Source organism: Micromonospora hortensis (genome assembly GCF_022230935.1).
Lineage (GTDB): Bacteria > Actinomycetota > Actinomycetes > Mycobacteriales > Micromonosporaceae > Micromonospora > Micromonospora hortensis.
This window is the reverse complement of record NZ_JAKKFE010000011.1, coordinates 168,623-187,582: the sequence shown is the minus strand read 5'-3', so window position 1 is coordinate 187,582 and position 18,960 is coordinate 168,623. Positions and strand designations below refer to the sequence as shown.

The window sequence follows — 18,960 nt, the reverse complement described above, 5'->3', positions numbered from 1 at the left end:
GAGGTGGAGCATGGCCGACGTCGGCGAGGTGGTGCGTTGGTTGCAGCTCAACGCGCCCCGGGGTGGCCCGGACGAGGTGTCGCAACTGGTCGCCCGCGCGGCGCCCGCTCTCGATGCCAGCGAGATCGTGATCTATCTGGCCGACTACACGCAGACCCTGCTCGTGCCGCTGCTCGGCGCGGGGCTCGACCGGGACCAGCTGCCGATCGAGACGACGCTCGCCGGCCGGGCCTTCACCACCCTCGACATCCAGCGTGCGCCCGACAATCCGGACCGGGTGTGGGTGCCGCTGCTGCTCGGGTGTGAGCGGATGGGCGTACTGGAGATCGTCTCCCCGGCCGCCGCCGACGAGACGATGGACGCCCCGGCCTGGGAGGTGGCGGTCAACGTCGCCCAGATCCTGGTCAACCGCCGGCTCTACGGTGACGTGGTCGAGCGGATGCGGCGGCGGATGCCGATGCAGGTCGCGGCCGAGATCGTGTGGGGCCTGCTCCCGCCGCTGACCTTCGCCACCGACGACCTGGTGGTCACCGCCATCCTCGAACCGTGTTACGACGTCGGCGGCGACATCTTCGACTACGCGTTGAACGACGACGTGCTCAGCGTCGGGCTCTTCGACACCTGCGGGCACGGCATCAAGGCGAGCACCCTGGCCTCGCTGGTGGTCAGCGCGTACCGCAATGCCCGTCGGTGTGGCCTCGACCTGGTCGACACGGCGATCAGCATCGACCGATGGGTGCGCTCCGAGCACCCGAACTTCTTCGCGACCGGGTTGCTCATCGAGTTGGACCGCCAGACCGGTCAGCTCAGCATGATCAACGCCGGGCATCCCGGTGCGATGTTGCTGCGTGACGGCAAGGCCGTCCGGGAGCTACCCGGGCCGACCGTGTTGCCGCTCGGCCTGGGCCACCTGTCACCTCGCCGACCGCGGGTGCACGTGGAGAATCTGCACCCGGGCGACCGCATACTCGCCTACACCGACGGCATCACCGACGCCCGCAGCGCGGAGGGTGAGCAGTTCGGTCTGGACCGGCTCGTCGACTTCGTCAACCGTGCCCTGAACGACGGGTTGCCCAGCCCGGAGACGATGCGTCGCCTGGTCCGCGCGGTCGTCGGCTATCAGGACGACCAACTCGAGGACGACGCGACGGCCCTCTTCGTGGAGTGGCGGCCACCGCACCTGCCGCTCGCGCACCTCCGCGACCTCGCCGCGCTCCGACAGTGACCGCGCGCAGTGGGATTTTGCACTCCCAGTGCACTTGTCTCCGATTGTGAGGCTGTCTAGCGTCACCTCATGGCTGACTCATGGACCTTCGCCGTGGCGCGTGACGACCTCGGGCGGACCACGCTCGTCGATGGCTCCACCCCCGCCCTGACCGACGGCGAGGCGCTGCTGCGCGTGGACCGCGTCGGCCTCACCGCCAACAACGTGACCTACGCGGTGCTCGGCGACTCGATGCGGTACTGGCAGTTCTTTCCGCCGGCGGCCCAGGGCCTCGGGCCGCAGTGGGGCCTGCCGCCGCTCTGGGGCTTCGCCGACGTGGTCGCCTCGGCGGTGGCCGGCGTCGAGGTGGGGCAACGGATCTACGGCTACCTCCCGCCCGCCGGTCACCTCGTGGTGCGGCCGGACCGGGTGGACGCGTCCGGGTTCCGCGAGGCGAGCCCGCACCGGGCCGAGCTGCCGTCGCCGTACAACGCGTACCGGTCGACCACCGGCGACCCGGCGTACCAGCGCGACCAGGAGGATCTGCTGATCCTTTTCCGGCCGCTGTTCTTCACCTCGTTCATGCTGGCCGATCAGGTCGTCGACAACGACTTCTACGGTGCCGAGGCGCTGCTGGTGTCGTCGGCGTCGAGCAAGACCGCGTACGCCGCCGCGTTCGAGCTGCACCGGCGCGGGCCGCGCCTGGTCGGTCTCACCTCACCGGGCAACCTGGAGTTCACCCGGTCGCTCGGCTGCTACGACGAGGTCGTGTCGTACGACGACATCGACGCCCTCGACGTGGTCCCGACCGTCTACCTCGACCTGTCCGGGGCACCCTCGACCCGTGCCGCCCTGCGTCGACGCCTCGGCGATCGGCTCGTCCGGGACATCGCGGTCGGGCTCACCAACCAGACGCCGAACGCCGACGCCGCCGAGGAGGTGTTCTTCGCGCCGGTGCAGATGCGCAAGCGCAGCCACGACTGGGGCCGCGACGGCCTCGACCAGCGGTTCACCGAGGCCTGGCAACGCTTCGCCGCAGTGGTGAGCGGATGGTTGGACGTTCGGGTGGGTGCCGGGCCGGAGGCGCTGCGACACGCCTGGCTCGACGTTCTCGCCGGTCGTACGCCGCCACGGGTGGGCCACGTCATCCAACTCTGATCGGGCTCAGGCGGCGATGTCCGGGCTGAGCTGGTGACGCAGTGCGGCCAGCGAGCGGGTGATCAGCCGGGACACGTGCATCTGTGAGACGCCGATCCGGTCGGCGATCTGAGCCTGGGTCAGGTTGCCGTGGAAGCGCAGGCTCAGGATCTGGCGCTCGCGTTCCGGCAGCGTGGCGAGGGCCGGGCCGAGGGCGACGCGGATCTCGACGAGGTCGAACGCGCTGTCGTCGTCGCCGAGGGTGTCCCCGAGTTCCCGGCTGCCGTCAGCCCCGGTCGGGGTGGACAGCGAGGTGGCCCGGTAGGCGCGCGCGCCCTCCAGCCCTTCCAGGACGGTCTCCTCGGTCACGTCGAGGTAGGAGGCGATGTCGGCGACGGTCGGCGAGCGGCCGAGGGTCTGGGTCAGGGCGCTGTTCGCCGCGCTGATCGACAGGCGCAGCTCCTGGAGGCGGCGGGGCACGCGCACCGCCCAGGTGCGGTCCCGAAAGTATCGCTTGATCTCGCCGATGATGGTGGGAATGGCGTACCCGCTGAAGTCGACACCCCGGTCGGGGTCGAAGTTGTCAACGGCCTTGATGAGCCCGACGCAGGCGGTCTGGACCAGGTCGTCGTCGGGTGCGCCGCGCCCGCCGTAGCGGCGCGCCAGGTGCCGGGCGAGCGGCAGCCACGCCTCGATGGCGCGGTCCCGCACTGCCGGGCGGCGGGGAGAGTCCGCCGGGGTCGCCGCCAGGACGGCGAGGAGGTCGTCCGGGTCCTGCTCGCTGCTCCGCTGATCGGCGGTGGTGGCGTTGGCGACAATGGTGGCCATGTGGGTGGTCCTTCCCGCAGGCCCGTCGATCGAGTCGACCGGAAGAATCTCCGAACCGGCTACCGCCGGGGCGCACGTACGGGCGAAGGTGCGCTGTCGCAAGGCCACGAGCACGGGCCTCGCCACCGCGTCATGTCGTTCACTTGATGACCCGGACACTACCCGAAAGACCGACTATTTTCTAGCCGAAAGTATGAGGCTAGGCGTTTAAGGGGCGAGCGGGCGGGGATCAGCCGCGCTGATCCGAGGCGTCGGCAGCGGTCGCGGCCGGCTGGGCCGGCTTCACGGCGAACGGGTGGCGCAGTCGCCGCATGGCCTCCTCGCTGCTGTCGAAGGTCACCGCCGGTCCGTCCAGCACGTCACCGTGTGACGTCGCGAGGAACAGGGCGGGTCGACCGTTGTCGTTCGATGTCATGCAGGGATCCTGTCTCTACGAGAGGGGTGCGTCTGAGGCCTCGGCAACGTCGGCCGTGCGACCTGGTGACGCTTCGGCGCACACGCTGGCGCCCGAATGCTGGTGTCCTGTGCACGGGCGAACGCCCGGCGACACCGACACCCCGCACCATACCCGGCGCCGGCACCACATATGCGCCGCCGACGGACCCGTCTCGCTTGTGGCGAACCGGGCGCCCGGGAATTCTGTAATCCCACCCGCTGCCGCGAGTCTCCGATCTTGAGGGCGGTCAGCACACCCAGCGTGGGCGCCGCGCGGATGAGCACCCAAGGAGTGAGACCCATGTCGTCAGCCGGTCGAGCACTGCCCGATGTCGGGTTGGTCGTCGCGGCCCGGCAGGGCGACCAGCGCGCTCTCGACGACGTCGTGGCGGCCTCGCTCCCGCTGGTCTACAACATCGTCGGGCGTGCGCTGCGCGGGCACGCCGACGTCGACGACGTGGTCCAGGAGACGTTGGTACGGGTGATCCGGTACCTGCCCGCGCTCAACGACCCGGCGGCATACCGGTCCTGGCTGGTGGCGATCACCATCCGTCAGGTGCGTGACTGGGAGACGCGCCGACGTGTCGCGCTCAACCGCGACGCCGGGCTGGACGCGATCCACAACGTGCCCGACCCCGCCTCCGACTTCGCGGGGATGACAATCCTCCGGCTCGGCCTCACCGACCAACGACGCGAGGTCGCCGAGGCGACCCGCTGGCTCGACCCGGACGATCAGGAACTGCTCTCGCTGTGGTGGCTGGAGGAGACCGGCGAGATCACCCGCAACGAGGTCGCCGACGCGCTCGGGTTGTCACCCGGGCACGTCGCGGTGCGGATCCACCGGATGAAGGAGCAGATCCAGAGCGCCCGTGGCGTCGTACGCGCGCTCCGCGCCCGCCCCGGCTGCCCGGACCTGGGCGCCGTGACCGCCGAGTGGGACGGCACGCCCAGCTCGCTGTGGCGCAAACGACTGGCTCGACACGTCCGCGACTGCGCGTTCTGTGGACGGTTGGGCACCACCCTCCTGCCGATCGACCGGCTGCTCGCCGGTATGCCGTTGCTGCCGCTGCCGGCGGGTCTCGGCGCCCACCTGCCGAACGCCGCCGCCCCGGGAGCCGCCGCGCAGGCCGTCGCGCCGTCCGGCCCGACGGCCGGATCCGCCGGCGGGCCGACCCCACAGAGCGCGGTGCCCACCGACGCGAGCGGCGGCCCGAGTGTCGTCGACCTCGCGGTGAGCCGGCCCCGTGGCCTCGTGCCGTCCCTCGCCGCCGGTGTGGCCGCCGCCGTCCTGGCCATCACCATGGCGGTGGTGATCCAGCCGGACGATCCGTCCGCGCCATCGTGGGCGGCGCCGCCGTCTGCCGCGCCCACCGTCGCCGCCCCGAGCGTCGCGCCCTCGCCGAGCGCACGCCCCTCGTCGAAGGCGCCGGTCGCGCCGGCGGTCAGCTCCGCCCGCAAGGGCGTCGGGGTGTGGAACTTCGCCGGGGCGACTCAGGCGTTGGCGAACTCCAAGGCCAGTTGGTACTACACCTGGGGCACCCAGCACCCGGGGATCAGCACGCCGCGCGGTGCGACGTTCGTGCCGATGATCCGCAGCGCGGAGAACGTCACCGCTGCGGAGCTGGCTCGGGCCAAGGCCGCCGGGCCGTACCTGCTCACCTTCAACGAGCCGGACATGCCCGAGCAGGCGAACATGACAGTCGAGCAGGCGTTGGACCTGTGGCCGCAGCTGATGGCGACGGGCAGCAAGCTGGGCAGCCCGGCGGTCGCCTGGGGTGGGCCGGACCCGCAGGGTTGGCTGGACAGGTTCATGACCGGGGCCCAGGCCCGCGGCCACCGGGTGGACTTCATCACGCTGCACTGGTTCGGTGCCGACTTCACGACCGCCGCCGCGGTGGCCCAACTTCGGCAGTACCTCCAGGCCGTCTACCAGCGGTACCGGAAGCCGATCTGGCTGACCGAGTTCGCGCTGATCCGCTTCGCCGGTGGCGGTTCGCAGTTCCCCAGTCAGCAGCAGCAGGCGGCCTTCCTCACGGCGGCCACCGCCATGCTCGGCCAACTCTCCTACCTGCAGCGCTACGCCTGGTTCGGGCTACCCGCCACGGACAAGGATCGGTCCGGGTTGTTCAGCGACGGGACCGAGGCGACAGTGGTCGGCCGCGCGTTCCAAGCGGCCCGTTGAGCACTGGCGAACGGATGGACGAGCAGATCACGGTGCAGCGCCGAGGGCTTCGCGTGCGGGCCGGGCGGCTGGTCGGCGTCGTCGCGACACTGGTCGCCACGGCGGTGGCCGTCGGGCTCACCCAGGGCTGGGGCCGCACCGACCAGGCACCAGCAGCGTCGTCGGTGGCAAGGTCGACGGCCGCTGCGGCGCCGACCGCCCCGGTGGTGCTCAACGGCACCGATGATGCCTTCATTCAACTGCTGATCCCGATGAACGAGGGAGCGCTCGCGCTGATCGATCAGCTCGACACCCGCCCGACGGATCCGTCGCTACGGGCTCTCCTCGGCGAGGTCCGAAAGGCCCATCAGGCGGAGTTGCGGGACCTGCGTGGGCTGTTGGCCGCGGGAAACGTACCGGAGCTGAACATCCACGAGGGCCATCAGATGCCAGGGATGGTCACCCAGGCCAGCCTCGCCGAGCTACGTGCCGCGTCCGACGCGGAGGTGTCGTCCCGGGCGGCTGGCCTGATCCGGGCGCACCTCGCGCAGACTGTGGTGCTGTGCCGGGGCGAGCAGACCGCCGGGGGAAGCCCGGAGCTGAGGGCGCTCGCAGGCCGGATCCAGCAGGCGCGGGCCGCCGAGCTGAACACGCTGGACAACCGGCCCGGCGCGCCTCCCGCCGCGCCGGGCGGCTGAACATGCGGCCCAGAGGACCGGTCGATGCGGACGTCTGACCTTCGCGCCGACGTCAAACCCCCGACCCGGGCGTCCCGTCCCGCCCACCGTGCCGTCACGTCGGACACCGTCCGCCCGGTGCGCCGCGCGACGCACCGGACCCACAACGCGTCACCGCCCGACACGGTCGCCCCGGTGCCGGCGGCCGGCTGGCGCGGCGGCCACCGTCGCGCCGCCGGCCGGGCCACCATCGTCGCCTCGGTGCTGACGGTCAGTCTCGGCTGGCTGATCGCGATCCTGGTCGCGCCGCACGTCACCCTCTCTCCGGGTGCGCGGATGGTCGCCCTCTTCTGCCACCTGACCTGCCTCGTGGTGGGCTTCGGCGCGGTGCTGACTGTGGACTGGTTCAGCCTGCGTTGGCTGCTGCGCCAGGAACCGCTCGGCACCGTGCTGACCGCCGCCCGCGGCGCGCACCTGCTCATCTGGCTGGGTCTGGTGGGTCTGCTCGCCAGTGGGACCGCCCTCGGACCGGACACGTCGTCCGCGTTGGTCTGGGTCAAGTTGCTCGCGGTGCTGGTGGTCGGCATCAACGGGCTGTTCCTCGGCCGGGTCCGGGATCGACTCGTGGCCGTGCGGGGCCGCCCACCCTGGTCCGCCCTGCTGCCGGGTGTCGCCGCTGCCACGATCTCGCAGCTCGCCTGGTGGACAGCGACCCTCGTCGGGTTCTGGAACGCCAACGGCTGACGGTCGCCAGCGGCCGTCGGCTGACGGCGCTGGTCAGGCCGGCGTCGGGTGCCTCTCGGCGAACCGGGCGCGGGTCAGGAACGCGAGCTGGGCCCGCTTGTCCGGCATGTCGATCTGGGCGTCGAAGGTGAAGCCCTCGATCTCCAGCCGGCGCAGGGCGAGGTGGTTGCGGACGTCCGGCTCCACAACGATCCGCTGCGCGGCCGGGTCGCGGAACAGGAAGCGGGCGACGGCCGGGCCGGCCGCGTTGGTGAGGCTGCGGGCGAGGCGTCGGTCGGGGCTGAGCAGCAGGTGCATCCCCACGTCACCGGGCTGGACGGGGTAGCGCTCGCCGACCGGGTCCGCCTCGGGCTGATAGCTCTGGAAGAGGCCGACCGGCTCCCCGTCGACACTGATCAGGTACGCGTGGTGCGTGGGCAGACTGTCCACAAAGGCATAGATCTCGCGGACCTCTTCGAGGCTGTGCGAACCCATGCCCCAGAAGGAGTTGCGGGGCAGGGTCACCCAACCGTGCAGGAGTGCGGCGTCCCGGTCCGGGTCCACGGTCACCAACGACAGCTCGCCGAGACCGGCGATCTTCTCCTGGTACGTCATCGGGCGCTGTCCTCTGTTCCATCCGGGGCGCAACTTAGGTTAACCTCCCCTAACCAAGGATGACCTTACCTGGAGGGGTGCGTGAAACGGAACTGGGAGGCCCTGGTCCTCAAGGCCATGGGAGGGCGGGACTTTCAGCTGACCGTCCTGAGCACCGAGTCAATCGACGGGCACTACCAGCGGCTCCTCATGGACGGGGGCGGCCTGCTGGAGACGTGCGGGGTGCACCCCACGATGTGGATCCGGCTGTGGTTCGACAACGACGGCCGGGTCCACCAGCGCGCGTACACGCTGGTGGACCCCGATCCGGCCACCGGCCGATTCACACTCGAATTCGCCATCCACGACGGTTGTGCGGCCCGCTGGGCCACCACGGCCACGGTTGGCGACACCATCAGCGCGACGATGCAGGGCAGCGCCTTCGAGCTGCCCGACCCGGCACCCGAGCACCTCTACCTGGTCGGCGACGCGGCCTCGCTGCCCGCGGTGAACAGCCTGCTCGACGCCGGCGCCAACATTCCGGCGACGGTGTGGCTGGAGTACGCCCACGAGGGCGAGAAGGCACTCGCGCTGCGGGCCCGGGCGCACCACGACGTCACCTGGGTGCCGCGGCGCGAAGCGGGTCAGCATCTCGTCGACACGGTCTGCTCGGCAGTGCCGACCAGCGGCGCTGGCCACTACTGGGTGGCCTGCGAGGCGGCCACCACCCGGGGCATCACCCGACACCTGCGCAAGACGTTGGGCGTCGACAAGGACCGGTTGACCTCCCTCGGCTACTGGAAAGCGGCATGAAGGGCCGCCTCGGCACCCTGACCGCGCTGTACGTCACCCAGTACCTCGGCGTCGGCTTCATCACCGTCGGGCTCACCGCCATCCTGCGCGACGGCGGCACCTCGCTGGACACGCTGGCGCTGTTGCAGATCGTCGGCCTGATCTGGCCCATCAAGTTCCTCTGGGCGCCGATCCTCGACCGGTACGGCTCACGGCACCGCGGCCACTACCGCTCCTGGCTGCTCGTGCTCCAGACCGCCCTGGTGCTCGCCCTGCTGGCGCTGCTGCCATTCGCCAGCCCGGCCGACGCGCTCGGCCCGATCATCGCGATCTGCGCCGCGTACGTGTTCTTCTCGGCCACCCAGGACATCGCGGTGGACGCCGTCGCAGTCCGGATGCTGGCCGACTCGGCCCGGGGCACCGGCAACGGCATCCAGGTCGCCGCGAGCTACCTCGGCAACCTGCTCGGCGGTGGCGCCTGCGTCCTGGTCTACGACCAGTTCGGCTGGGTGCCGGCGATCGGCCTGCTGGCCGCGATGACGGCGGTCGGCCTGGTGGTGGTGTGGCGGTTCCGGGAGCCTCCCCGCACCGATCGGGTGGAACGGGTCGGCGCTGCCTACCGGGCGTTGCTGTCGGTGTTCGGCCAGCCGGGCTGCCGGTGGTGGACCTTCGGCGTGGTGCCGCTGGTCTACGTCGGTGCGGGCATGGCGTACGCCCTGGTCACCCCGGCCCTGGTCGACGCCGGGTGGTCGTTGGGTCGGATCGGCGTCGTCACCGGCGTGGTGATCAGCGCCCCGGCCATCGTGGCGGGCCTTGTCGCGGGGCTCGGGATCGGGCGGTTCGGGCGCAGTGGAGTGCTGGTGGTCGGCGGCGTGGCGCTCACCGTGTCGACGTTGCTGCTGCTGCCGCTGATGAACGGCAACGCTCCGCTGGGCGGGACGGTCGCCGCCCTCTGCTGCTTCATGGTGGCCTACACCATCGCCAACGTCGTGCTCTACACGGTCAACATGGACTACTCCCGGCCCGACACCGGCGGCACCGACTTCACTGTGCTGTCGTCGTTCGGCCTGGTCTGCTCGTTCGTGGCCGCGTCCATCGGTCTCGCGGCGGCCGACCGGGTCGGCTATCCGGCGGTAGCTGTCGCGGCCATCGTGCTGGTGGCCGCCGGGGTCGCCCTCGGGCTCTCTCACCAGCGGCGATTCCCGCACCGGCCCGGCCCCGCCGTCGGCCCGACGGCCGAGCAGCCCACCGAGCAGCCCGCAGTGGACGGCGTCAAGGCGGTGGCGTGACCACCGTTCAGCCGACCACCGACACCACGACATCGGCACGACTGCCACAGCGATGGCTCATCCTGGCCGTGCTGTGCGTCGCGCAACTGGTAGTGGTGTTGGACAACACAGTGCTGACCGTGGCGGTGCCGGTGCTCACCACCGAGTTGGGTGCCAGCACCGCCGAGGTGCAATGGATGATCAACGCGTACGCGTTGGTGTTGTCCGGGTTGTTGCTCACCGCGGGTAGCGCCGCCGACCGGTACGGCCGTCGTCGGATGCTGCTCGCCGGCCTGGTCCTCTTCGGGGTCGGCTCGCTGGCCGCCGGTCTGGCCAGCACCAGTGGGCAGTTGATCGCCGCGCGGGCCGGGATGGGAGTCGGTGGCGCGTTGCTGGTCACCGCGACGCTCGCGGTGGCGATGCAGGTCTTCGACGCGGCCGAGCGCTCCCGGGCGATCGGCATCTGGGCCGCCACCAGCGCGTTGGGCTTCGCCATCGGGCCGCCGATCGGCGGCACGATCCTCGCGCATCTGCCGTGGGGCGCGATCTTCCTGATGAACGTGCCGATCGTGCTGGTCTGCCTGCTCGTCGGCCGCGCGCTGGTCCCCGAGTCCCGCGGGCCGGCCGGCGGCCGACTCGACGTGCTCGGCGCGGTGCTCTCCACCGCCGGCCTGACCGCTGTCGTCTGGGCGATCATCTCCGGGCCGGAGCGCGGGTGGGCGTCGACCGCTGTGATCGGCGCGGGGGTCGTCGGCGTACTCCTGCTCGGTGTCTTCGTGCGGTGGGAGCGACGGATCGCGCACCCGATGCTGGACATGCGCTTCTTCCGGGACCGGCGCTTCGTCGGTGCGATCTCCGGCGTCGTGCTGATCACGTTCGGCGCCACCGGCGCGCTGTTCCTGCTCACCCAGCACCTCCAGTTCGTCAGGGGTTATCCCGCCTGGGAGGCCGGTCTGCGGATGGCGCCCTTCGCGCTGTCCATCGTGCTGCTCAACGTCAGCGGCGTCGTCGCGAGTGTGATCCGCCGGCTCGGCCTGGCGGTCGCCATCGCCGTTGGCATGACGCTGCTCGCGGCCGGTCTCGCGCTGGTCACCCTCTTCCCGTCCGACGGGTACGCGGTGCTGCTGGTCGGGCTGCTCGTCATGGGTGTTGGGTGCGCGCTCGCCAATCCGGCCATCGTCGAGGCGGTGATGAGCGCGATCCCGGCGGCGAAGGCCGGCGCGGGCGCGGGTGTCGACGGCACCATGACCGAGGTCGGCAGCAGCCTCGGCATCGCGGTGCTGGGTGCCGTGCTGAACGCCCGGTTCGCGGCGCTGCTGCCGGCGGCCCTGGCCGGTGCCGGGTCGTTCCCGGTGGCTCTCGCCGCCGCAGGTGACGGGGCCGAACGGGAGGCCGTGACTGTCGCCTTCGCCTCGGCGCTGGAGACGGGGCAGTTGGTGGGCGCGGCTGCGGTGTTGATCGGTGGCCTGGTCGCCGCGGGCTTGCTACACCGGGCAGATCGCACCAAAACCGTCTAATAAGGGTAGGCTACCCTAATAGTCACATCGTGGTAGTCGACGGAGGCGGTATGCGGCTCTACCTGACCGCGCTCAACCCCACCGACGCCGTCCTGGACGGGTTTCTCCCGGCGGCGGCGTCGCTCGGGCTGTCGGCCACCGTGTTGACCGACCGGCCGGCCGAATGGCCTGCCGACGTGCCTGTGGCGCGCTGCGCGGTCCGCGACCCGGCCGCCGTGGTCGCGGCGACGGCAGCCACCCGAGCGGTGGCGCTACTGTCCAACAGCGACCATCTCCAGGAGGCCACCGCGATCGCCGCTCGAAAGCTCGGCCTGCCCGGCAAGGACCCGGACGCCGCCCGTCTCTGCAAGGACAAGGCCGCGGCCCGCCGGGCGATCGCCGCTGCCGGCCTCGATCTGGTCCGCACCGTCACCATCGACCCCGACACCACGCCGGACGTGCCGACCGGGATGTTCCCGGCGGTGGTCAAACCCCGCGAGGGAGTGGCCAGTGAGGACGCGTACCTGGTGGCCGACCACGCCGAGCTGGTCGCCCGGGTCGCCGAGATCCGTGGTCGGCGGCCGGACGTGGCACTGGTGGTCGAGGAGTACCTCGACGGCGAGCTGCGGACCTTCGAGACCCTCGGCGACGGCGCCGAGCTGGCCTCCCTCGGCGGGTGGCGCACCGGTCTCGGCCCGCCGCCGACCTTCACCGAGGAGAGCCTCGCCTGGTCGCCCCCGGCGGAGCGGGCGTGCACCCAGCTGCGGGCGCGGCTCGACGCGCTCGGGGTCGGCTTCGGCGCCTGCCACACCGAGTACGTCGTCTCCGACGGCCGGGTCCGGCTGATCGAGGTGAACTACCGCCTCATCGGCGACCGGATGGACCTGATCCTCGCCGACCTGCTCGGTGTGCCGTTGTTCGAGTACGTCATCCGGCTGCACCTGGGCGAGCCGCTGGCCGCCCTCGGCCTACCCGACACCGTCGACCGCTACGCCCACGTCGAGTACGTCTGCGCGGACCGGTCCGGCCGACTCGTCGCCGCACCGGGCCCACTCGACACCGTCCACGGCGACGTCCGACTGGGCTGCCGTCCGCTGCGCGAGGTGGGCCGCACCGCCGAGCGCACCGGCACGAACCGCGACTACCTGGCCGTGCTGCACGGGATCGGCCCCGACGAGGGCACCGTTCGGCAGTCGCTGACCGCCCTCCGCAACGGCCTCCAGTGGACCATCGTCGAGTGAGCGACGACTGCGAGCGGGAGGTCTTCACGCGGGTGCTCGACGCCCTGCTGCGCGAGGACCACCTCGGGCTGCGCAGCGCCGGTCGACCGGACGGGCCCGACTGGTGGCAGGTGCCACACCCCGCTGGCCTGCTGCGCATACCGGTCCGGGCGGACGGGTTCCAGCAGGCTCTGCGCAGCGCCGCGCCGATGGTGCTGCTGGTGACCCGCGCCGGCGAAACGCAGCGCACGGAGACGTTGGACGGGCTGGTGACCCTGCTCGCCCCACGCGACAACGCCGAGGCCGAGGCCGGCTGGCGGGACTTCGGCGTCGAGTGCCGCGCCGACCTGCGGGCCCGACGGCTTGCCGCCCGCAGCCGGGCGCGGGTGTTCACCGAGGTGGCCGCCGAACGCGCGCTCACCCCGACCGGTCTGCCGGCGGCGCTCCTGGACGACGTGATCGCCGCCCACCACGGCCACCCCGTCTACCCCACCGACCGGTGTCGGCACGGTCTGCGCGACGACGAACTGCTCCGGTACGCCCCGGAGCACGCCCCACGGTTCGCGCTGCGCTGGTACGCCGCCCCGGCCGAGGGCGTCCGGCTCGCGGGCGAGCTTCCATCGTGGTGGCCGCGCGCGCCGCGACCGGATCAGTTGCTGCTGCCGGCACATCCGATCACGGTGGCCCGCGACGCGCTCCCGGTGGCCGACCTGCCGGTGACCCCGGTGCGACCCACCCTCTCCATGCGGACGGTGGCGCTCGACCACGACCCGTACCTGCATCTCAAGCTGCCGCTGCCGACCGCGAGTCTCGGCGCGCGTAACCGACGCACACTGCAACCGGGCTCGCTTGCCGACGGCGCCGCCGTCGCCGGACTGCTCGACCGGATCGCCACCGCCGAACCCAGCTTCGCCGGTCGGATCCGGCACGTCGACGAGAGCACCTGGGCGCACGTCGACGGCGACGAGCGCCGCGGTTTCCTGCTGCGCCGATTTCCGCGCGACCTGGCCGGCGTCCGGGTGGTGCCGGTAGCGGCCCTCGCCGCCGCCGATCCGGTGGCGGGCACGGTCCTGGAACGGATCAGCCCGCAGCGGCCCGTCGCGCTGCTGGAGTCCTACCTGGAGTTGCTGCTCGACTGGCACGTCTTCCTCTGGCTACGCCACGGGATCGCACTGGAGGCGCACCCGCAGAACATCCACCTGTTGGTGCACCCGGACGGCACTGTCGGCCTGCTCTACAAGGACAACGACGGCGCCCGGCTCGACAGGCGGCACGACGGCACGAACGGGCTCGCCCTGCACGACGACCGGATGTGGGCGCGCGACCCGCACGAGTTGGCCGACGTGTTCATCACCATCACCCTGCACCTGGCCGCCGCCGCGCCACTGGTCGCCCTGGCCGCCCGGGGGCTGCCCGTGCCGACACCCGCCGAGGCGCTGGTGCCCCGGCTCGCCGCCGCCCGCGACCGGTGGGGCGACGGACCGGCGGCGCGGACCTTCACCGAGCGGGTCCTGCACGCCACCCAGCTGCCCATCAAAGCGATGATCACCGCCGGCACCCTGTTGCCCAAACAGCGGTTGGGCTGCGCCGACATCAACAAGTACTACCTGCGTACCGGCCCGAACTACCTCCGGGAGACACGATGACGAGCGCCCAGTTGCGCTCCCGGCCGGCCAGCGACACCGCTCAGCGCGCCGACCTGGCCGCCGCCCACGCCGTCTTCGGCTGCCTGCTGCGGGAGCTGGCCCCGCCGGACGGCACCCCGACGGTTGTCGACGGCGCCGTCCGGCTGCCACTGCGGCACCTCGACGTCACGGTGCGCTGCGAGGTCGCGCGAACCTCGCCGATCGGCGCGCACCGCTACACCGGCCCGGTCCAACGCACCACCGGCGGCGGGCGGTGGGAAGACCTGGACGCGGACGGGTTGGCCGCCCTGGTAGCGGCGGAACTCACCACACGTACCGGCCTGGTCAACGACGAGTTCGCCGAGCAGGTCCGGGCCAGCCGGGACACAGTGGCCCGACTGCTGGCCGACCGACCGGCCGAGGATCCGACCCCCACCGGTGAGCCCGCCATCGACGCGTACGTCGACTCCGAGCAGTCGCTGGTCTTCGGCCACCCGCACCACCCCACCCCGAAGTGGCGCAGCGGCGACCCGGACAGGTGGCGGGCGTACGCACCGGAGCTGCGCACGGCGTTCCGGCTGCACTGGCTTGCCGTACCGGACGACCTGATCGCCGACGCCGGGCCGTTCGATCCGCTGGTGGCCGCGCTCGACCCGCCACGGCCCCCACGCGGGCACCGCGTCCTGCCGGTGCACCCCTGGCAGCTGTCGCTGATGCCGCCCACCCACCCACGGCTACGCGACCTGGGGGCGGCCGGTGTGCCGGTACGACCCACGGCGAGCGTCCGCACCCTCTACGCCCCCGAGGCCGACCTGTTCGTGAAGACCAGCCTGCACGTGCGGATCACCAACTGCCTGCGCAAGAACGCGCGTTACGAACTCACCGGCGCGGTGGCGCTGACCGACGTGCTGGCCCGGGTGCCGCTGCCGGACGGGGTGGGGCTGCTCGCCGAGCCCGCCTACCGCACCGTCGACGTACCCGGCCCGGACGAGGCGTACGGAACGATCCTGCGCGACGGCCTGCGTACGCACCTGCGTCCGGGCGACACCCCGGTGCTGGCGGCGGCGCTGGCGGCGACGCCGCTGGTGACACCGGACCCGGTGGCCTGGTGGCGCGCGTACGTCGGCCTGCTGGTGCCGGCGGTGCTGCGCAGCTGGCTCAGCCACGGCGTCGTGCACGAGGCGCACCTGCAGAACGTGGTCGTCGTGCTCGACCGGGATCGCCGCCCGGTACGGATGCTGCTGCGCGACCTGGAGGGGGTGAAGCTGGACGCCGATCGGTGGGATACCTGGCCGGACGGCGTCCCGGCGCAGGTCCGCTACGGTCCCCGGGCCGCCCATAGCCGGATCGTCTACTGCCTGTTCGTCAACCACCTCGGTGGGATCAGTGGGGCCCTCGCCGACGCGCGACCGGGAATCGAACGGCGGCTGTGGCAGGAGCTGAGCGCCGTCGTCGAGGCGGTGGCCGCCGACCTCGGTGAGCCGGCGGAGCTGCGCCCGCTGCTGACCGGGGAGCCGCTGCTGGCCAAGGCGAACCTGCTGGTCCGGTGGCGGCGTGACGCCGACCGGGCCGCACCGTTCGTGCCGGTGCCGAACCCGATGGGTGGGCCACGATGACCCGCCCGGTCTACGTCCACGACCTCGACGCGCTCGCCGGGCAGGCCCGAGCCATCCGGGCGGCGCTGCCCCAGCCGGTCGAGCTGCTCTACGCGGTCAAGGCCAACCCGGATCCGGGTGTGCTGCGAACCCTCGCCCCGATCGTCGACGGGTTCGAGGCCGCCAGCCGGGGCGAGCTGCGCAGGCTGGCCGAGGTGCTGCCGGGACGGGCGCCGGCCGCCTACGCCGGGCCGGGCAAGACCGACGCGGACCTCGCCGCCGCTCTCTCCGCCGGGGTGCACCGCATCCACGTCGAGTCACCCACCGAGCTGGCGCGACTCGGCGCGCTGGCCACCGCGGCTGGCCGGTCGGCCCAGGTGCTGCTGCGGGTGAACCTGCCGGTCGACGCGCCGGGCGCGAGCCTGGTCATGGGCGGTGGACCGAGCCCGTTCGGCATGGACCCGGCCGATGCGATCGCGTGCGCCCGCCGCCCGCCCGCCGGCATCGACGTACGGGGGATCCACGCCCACCTGGCCAGTGGACTGGACGCGCCGCTCGCCGCGACTGTCGCCGCCGCCGTGGTCGGTTGGGCTGCGGCCGAAGTCGACGCGGCCGAGGTGGACGTCGGCGGCGGCATGACAGTCGACTACACCGACCCGGACGCGCGATTCGACTGGGACGGCTACGGCCAGGCCCTGACGGACGTCCTCGACAGGCACCCGGGCGTGCGGCTGCGCATCGAGCCGGGCCGGTCGGTCACCGCCTACTGCGGGGCGTACCTCACCGAGGTCGTCGACGTGAAGCGCTCCTACGGCGAGTGGTTCGTGGTGGTGGCCGGCGGGACGCACCACCTGCGGACTCCGGCGGCGAAGGGACACGCGCAGCCGTTCACTGTGCACCCGCGACCGGGTGCCGGCGGCCCCCGCACCGACGGCGGGCCGGTCACAGTGGTCGGGCAACTCTGCACCCCGAAGGACGTGCTGTCCCGGTCGGTCACCGCGGGGCCGATCGGCGTGGGCGACGTGCTGGCCTTCGCCATGGCCGGGGCGTACGCCTGGAACATCAGCCACCGTGACTTCCTGCTGCACGAGCCCCCGCGTTTCCGCACCGGTGACCTGCACGAAGTGGCGGCCGAGTGGGCGGCCCGGCCGCTCGGGACGTGAGCCCGCGAGGCGCGATCAGCTCGGCGTGTTATCGATAACATGCTATCTTTCACCCGGGAGTGAAGGGCACGCTCCCGGTCACCCGAGCCAGCCGGCGAAGACGCGCCGAGGGGTCCGCCCCTCCCGCCTTTCCGGTCGGTGACCAGTCCGGGCCCCCGTTGATGCCTGGCGACCACTGTTTGTCGTCGAACGGCAAGGAGCCCAAGCAATGCTCAGACGTAGGTTCTTCCTCCCATCCATCGCGGCCGCGGCGCTTCTCCTCGCGGCCACCACCGGCGCCGCGTTGAGCGGCGGTTTCGGTGCGACGGCGGTGGCCGCCACCAACGGCACCCTCGCGGCGACCGCCGGCTGCGGCAAGGCCCCCACACTCGCCACCGGGACGCGGACGATTCAGAGCAGCGGCCAGAGCCGTACGTACAACCTGCGGATCCCGGACGGGTACGACCGTAACCGCCAGTACCGGCTGATTTTCGGCTTCCACTGGTTGAACGGATCAGCCAACAACGTCACCTCGGCCGGTTACTACGGGCTCCAGCCGCTGTCGAACAACAGCACGATCTTCGTTGCTCCGCAGGGTCTCAACGCCGGCTGGGCCAACACCAACGGTCGGGACCTGACCCTCTTCGACGACATCTCCCGGCAGATCGAGAACGATCTGTGCGTGGACACCACCCAGCGCTTCGCCCTGGGCTGGAGCTACGGCGGGGCGATGAGTTACGCGGTGGCCTGTGCCCGGCCCACGATCATCCGCGCGGTCACCGTCATATCCGGCGCGAACCTCAGCGGATGCAACGGGGGTACGCAGCCGGTCGCCTACTTCGGCATCCACGGCATCTACGACAGCGTGCTGAACATCTCCCAGGGTCGGCAGCTGCGCGACACGTTCGTGCGCAACAACGGCTGCACGGCGCAGAGCCCCCGCGAGCCGAGCCGGGGCAGCCTCACCCACATCACCACCGCGTACGCGGGTTGCCGGGCCGGCTACCCCGTGCAGTGGGCGGCGTTCGACGGGGACCACACCCCAAGCCCGGTGGACGGGTCGGGCAGTCCCAACGACTCGCGGACCTGGACGTCGGGTGAGATCTGGAGGTTCTTCAGCCAGTTCGAGTCGACCACGCCTCCGACGACCCCGCCGCCGACCGACCCGCCCACCGATCCGCCGACCACCCCGCCGCCGACCGGTGAGCCCGGCACCTGCGCTGCCACCTACCGGACGCTCAACACCTGGCCCGGCGGCTTCCAGGCTGAGGTGACAGTGGCCAACAACTCCACAGCGCCCCTGAACGGCTGGACGGTGGGCCTGACCCTGGCCAGTGGTCAGGCCATCAGCAGTCTCTGGAGCGGCACCAACACGGGCACCACCGGCAGTGTCACCGTCAAGAACGCCGCCTACAACGGCACGGTCGGCCCGAGCGCCTCCACCACCTTCGGGTTCACCGCCACCGGCAACGGTGCCACCGCACCCAGCAACGTCACCTGCGCCAGTCCTTGAGTTCGACAGGATGAGGGCCCGGAGCCAGTTGGCTCCGGGCCCTCGGGCGACATCCACTGGCGGCGGTTGCCGCCGGCGCTACCGGCTCACGCCGCGCTCAGGCTTCGCTCTCCAGCAGGTCGCGAAGGGCGTCGAGGGCGGCGATCTCCTCCTCGAACGTCTTGCCGACGACCGGGCCGAGGAAGCGCGACAGCCCGCTCGGCTGCCACGCCAGCTTCAGCGTGAGTCGCGTCCCGCCGCCGTCGGCCGGGGTGAGCGTGTATTCGCCCTGGGTGCGTACCACGCTGCCGGTCGCCTGGAACGCCAGACGTCGACCCGGCTCGAACCCGGTCACCTCGTAATCGGCAGGAATGCGGCTCCCACCGGGGCCCTTGAGCCCCTGTTTGTAGCGAGCGCCGACCCCCTCGCCGGAGACGCGCGCGACGTCGAGCACGTTGGGACGCCAGCGCGCGTCGTTCTCGCCGCGGGCGAGAAAGGCGAAGACGGCCTCGGGGGTCCGTCCAATCTGCACAGTCTTCTCTGCCGAGGGCACAAGAAACCTTTCTCGGGG

Annotated in this window: 17 protein-coding genes; 13 read left to right on the top strand and 4 right to left on the bottom strand. The window is 71.9% G+C overall.

All coding sequences use genetic code 11. From position 1 onward, the window contains the following. The first annotated feature begins 10 nt into the window (after positions 1 to 10). Both NIE111_RS07780 and NIE111_RS07775 read left to right on the top strand, forming a co-directional pair. Positions 11 to 1,225 carry a PP2C family protein-serine/threonine phosphatase gene (locus NIE111_RS07780; protein ID WP_238683715.1) on the top strand — a complete coding sequence of 405 codons (1,215 nt, stop codon included), beginning with the start codon at positions 11 to 13 and terminating at the stop codon, positions 1,223 to 1,225. Between the two features lie 69 nt (positions 1,226 to 1,294). Then, a complete protein-coding gene (locus NIE111_RS07775; RefSeq protein ID WP_238683714.1) occupies positions 1,295 to 2,362 on the top strand; it encodes a DUF2855 family protein in 1,068 nt (355 codons plus the stop codon). Positions 2,363 to 2,368: 6 nt separating this feature from the next. Here NIE111_RS07775 and NIE111_RS07770 read toward each other — a convergent pair whose 3' ends face one another. Continuing rightward, positions 2,369 to 3,169, bottom strand: coding sequence for an RNA polymerase sigma factor SigF (locus tag NIE111_RS07770; RefSeq protein WP_238683713.1), 801 nt, complete (start codon positions 3,167 to 3,169; stop codon positions 2,369 to 2,371). A gap of 229 nt (positions 3,170 to 3,398) precedes the next feature. Next, positions 3,399 to 3,584 carry a hypothetical protein gene (locus NIE111_RS07765; protein ID WP_238683712.1) on the bottom strand — a complete coding sequence of 62 codons (186 nt, stop codon included), beginning with the start codon at positions 3,582 to 3,584 and terminating at the stop codon, positions 3,399 to 3,401. A 321-nt stretch (positions 3,585 to 3,905) separates the two neighbouring features. On the opposite strand from NIE111_RS07765, the gene NIE111_RS07760 reads away from it, so the two are divergent. The 3 genes from NIE111_RS07760 to NIE111_RS07750 are packed head-to-tail and all read left to right on the top strand — an operon-like array spanning position 3,906 to position 7,186. After that, on the top strand, positions 3,906 to 5,786 hold the full coding sequence (locus NIE111_RS07760; protein ID WP_238683711.1) for a sigma-70 family RNA polymerase sigma factor: 1,881 nt from the start codon (positions 3,906 to 3,908) through the stop codon (positions 5,784 to 5,786). A gap of 14 nt (positions 5,787 to 5,800) precedes the next feature. After that, positions 5,801 to 6,463, top strand: a complete 663-nt coding sequence (locus NIE111_RS07755) for a DUF305 domain-containing protein (RefSeq protein ID WP_238683710.1) — start codon at positions 5,801 to 5,803, stop codon at positions 6,461 to 6,463. 24 nt (positions 6,464 to 6,487) lie between these two features. Next, positions 6,488 to 7,186, top strand: coding sequence for a hypothetical protein (locus tag NIE111_RS07750; protein ID WP_238683709.1), 699 nt, complete (start codon positions 6,488 to 6,490; stop codon positions 7,184 to 7,186). Between the two features lie 33 nt (positions 7,187 to 7,219). Here NIE111_RS07750 and NIE111_RS07745 read toward each other — a convergent pair whose 3' ends face one another. Further along, positions 7,220 to 7,780: a GNAT family N-acetyltransferase gene (locus NIE111_RS07745; RefSeq protein WP_238683708.1), complete on the bottom strand. Its 561-nt coding sequence runs from the start codon at positions 7,778 to 7,780 to the stop codon at positions 7,220 to 7,222. An 81-nt stretch (positions 7,781 to 7,861) separates the two neighbouring features. On the opposite strand from NIE111_RS07745, the gene NIE111_RS07740 reads away from it, so the two are divergent. The 8 genes from NIE111_RS07740 to NIE111_RS07705 all read left to right on the top strand — a co-directional run bounded on the left by NIE111_RS07740 (position 7,862) and on the right by NIE111_RS07705 (position 18,410). Next, entirely contained in the window at positions 7,862 to 8,572 is a 711-nt protein-coding gene (locus NIE111_RS07740) for a siderophore-interacting protein (RefSeq protein WP_238683707.1), read from the top strand. After that, positions 8,569 to 9,840 (top strand): MFS transporter, encoded by a 1,272-nt coding sequence (locus tag NIE111_RS07735; RefSeq protein WP_238683706.1) that lies wholly within the window; start codon positions 8,569 to 8,571, stop codon positions 9,838 to 9,840. The genes NIE111_RS07740 and NIE111_RS07735 overlap by 4 nt, the downstream gene beginning before the upstream one ends. After that, a complete protein-coding gene (locus NIE111_RS07730; RefSeq protein WP_238683705.1) occupies positions 9,837 to 11,336 on the top strand; it encodes an MFS transporter in 1,500 nt (499 codons plus the stop codon). Before NIE111_RS07735 ends, NIE111_RS07730 begins: the two co-directional genes overlap by 4 nt. Positions 11,337 to 11,386: 50 nt before the next feature. Further along, positions 11,387 to 12,556, top strand: coding sequence for an ATP-grasp domain-containing protein (locus tag NIE111_RS07725; RefSeq protein ID WP_274530820.1), 1,170 nt, complete (start codon positions 11,387 to 11,389; stop codon positions 12,554 to 12,556). Beyond that, on the top strand, positions 12,553 to 14,181 hold the full coding sequence (locus tag NIE111_RS07720; RefSeq protein ID WP_238683703.1) for an IucA/IucC family protein: 1,629 nt from the start codon (positions 12,553 to 12,555) through the stop codon (positions 14,179 to 14,181). The genes NIE111_RS07725 and NIE111_RS07720 overlap by 4 nt, the downstream gene beginning before the upstream one ends. Further along, positions 14,178 to 15,776 (top strand): IucA/IucC family protein, encoded by a 1,599-nt coding sequence (locus NIE111_RS07715; RefSeq protein WP_238683702.1) that lies wholly within the window; start codon positions 14,178 to 14,180, stop codon positions 15,774 to 15,776. The genes NIE111_RS07720 and NIE111_RS07715 overlap by 4 nt, the downstream gene beginning before the upstream one ends. Beyond that, complete coding sequence (locus tag NIE111_RS07710; RefSeq protein WP_238683701.1) at positions 15,773 to 16,918, top strand: alanine racemase; 1,146 nt, start codon at positions 15,773 to 15,775, stop codon at positions 16,916 to 16,918. Before NIE111_RS07715 ends, NIE111_RS07710 begins: the two co-directional genes overlap by 4 nt. 208 nt (positions 16,919 to 17,126) lie before the next feature. Further along, positions 17,127 to 18,410: a CE1 family esterase gene (locus NIE111_RS07705; RefSeq protein WP_238683700.1), complete on the top strand. Its 1,284-nt coding sequence runs from the start codon at positions 17,127 to 17,129 to the stop codon at positions 18,408 to 18,410. 97 nt (positions 18,411 to 18,507) lie between these two features. Here the strand turns inward: NIE111_RS07705 and NIE111_RS07700 are convergent, their stop codons facing one another. Continuing rightward, positions 18,508 to 18,942 (bottom strand): SRPBCC family protein, encoded by a 435-nt coding sequence (locus tag NIE111_RS07700; protein WP_238683699.1) that lies wholly within the window; start codon positions 18,940 to 18,942, stop codon positions 18,508 to 18,510. Between the last annotated feature and the right edge of the window lie 18 nt (positions 18,943 to 18,960).

Coding starts and splice junctions, on each gene's coding strand:
- NIE111_RS07705 (WP_238683700.1), top strand. CDS start 17,127: ATGCTCAGACGTAGGTTCTTCCTCCCATCCATCGCGGCCGCGGCGCTT.
- NIE111_RS07755 (WP_238683710.1), top strand. CDS start 5,801: ATGGACGAGCAGATCACGGTGCAGCGCCGAGGGCTTCGCGTGCGGGCC.
- NIE111_RS07765 (WP_238683712.1), bottom strand. CDS start 3,584: ATGACATCGAACGACAACGGTCGACCCGCCCTGTTCCTCGCGACGTCA.
- NIE111_RS07760 (WP_238683711.1), top strand. CDS start 3,906: ATGTCGTCAGCCGGTCGAGCACTGCCCGATGTCGGGTTGGTCGTCGCG.
- NIE111_RS07775 (WP_238683714.1), top strand. CDS start 1,295: ATGGCTGACTCATGGACCTTCGCCGTGGCGCGTGACGACCTCGGGCGG.
- NIE111_RS07770 (WP_238683713.1), bottom strand. CDS start 3,169: ATGGCCACCATTGTCGCCAACGCCACCACCGCCGATCAGCGGAGCAGC.
- NIE111_RS07750 (WP_238683709.1), top strand. CDS start 6,488: ATGCGGACGTCTGACCTTCGCGCCGACGTCAAACCCCCGACCCGGGCG.
- NIE111_RS07725 (WP_274530820.1), top strand. CDS start 11,387: ATGCGGCTCTACCTGACCGCGCTCAACCCCACCGACGCCGTCCTGGAC.
- NIE111_RS07715 (WP_238683702.1), top strand. CDS start 14,178: ATGACGAGCGCCCAGTTGCGCTCCCGGCCGGCCAGCGACACCGCTCAG.
- NIE111_RS07780 (WP_238683715.1), top strand. CDS start 11: ATGGCCGACGTCGGCGAGGTGGTGCGTTGGTTGCAGCTCAACGCGCCC.
- NIE111_RS07710 (WP_238683701.1), top strand. CDS start 15,773: ATGACCCGCCCGGTCTACGTCCACGACCTCGACGCGCTCGCCGGGCAG.
- NIE111_RS07735 (WP_238683706.1), top strand. CDS start 8,569: ATGAAGGGCCGCCTCGGCACCCTGACCGCGCTGTACGTCACCCAGTAC.
- NIE111_RS07745 (WP_238683708.1), bottom strand. CDS start 7,780: ATGACGTACCAGGAGAAGATCGCCGGTCTCGGCGAGCTGTCGTTGGTG.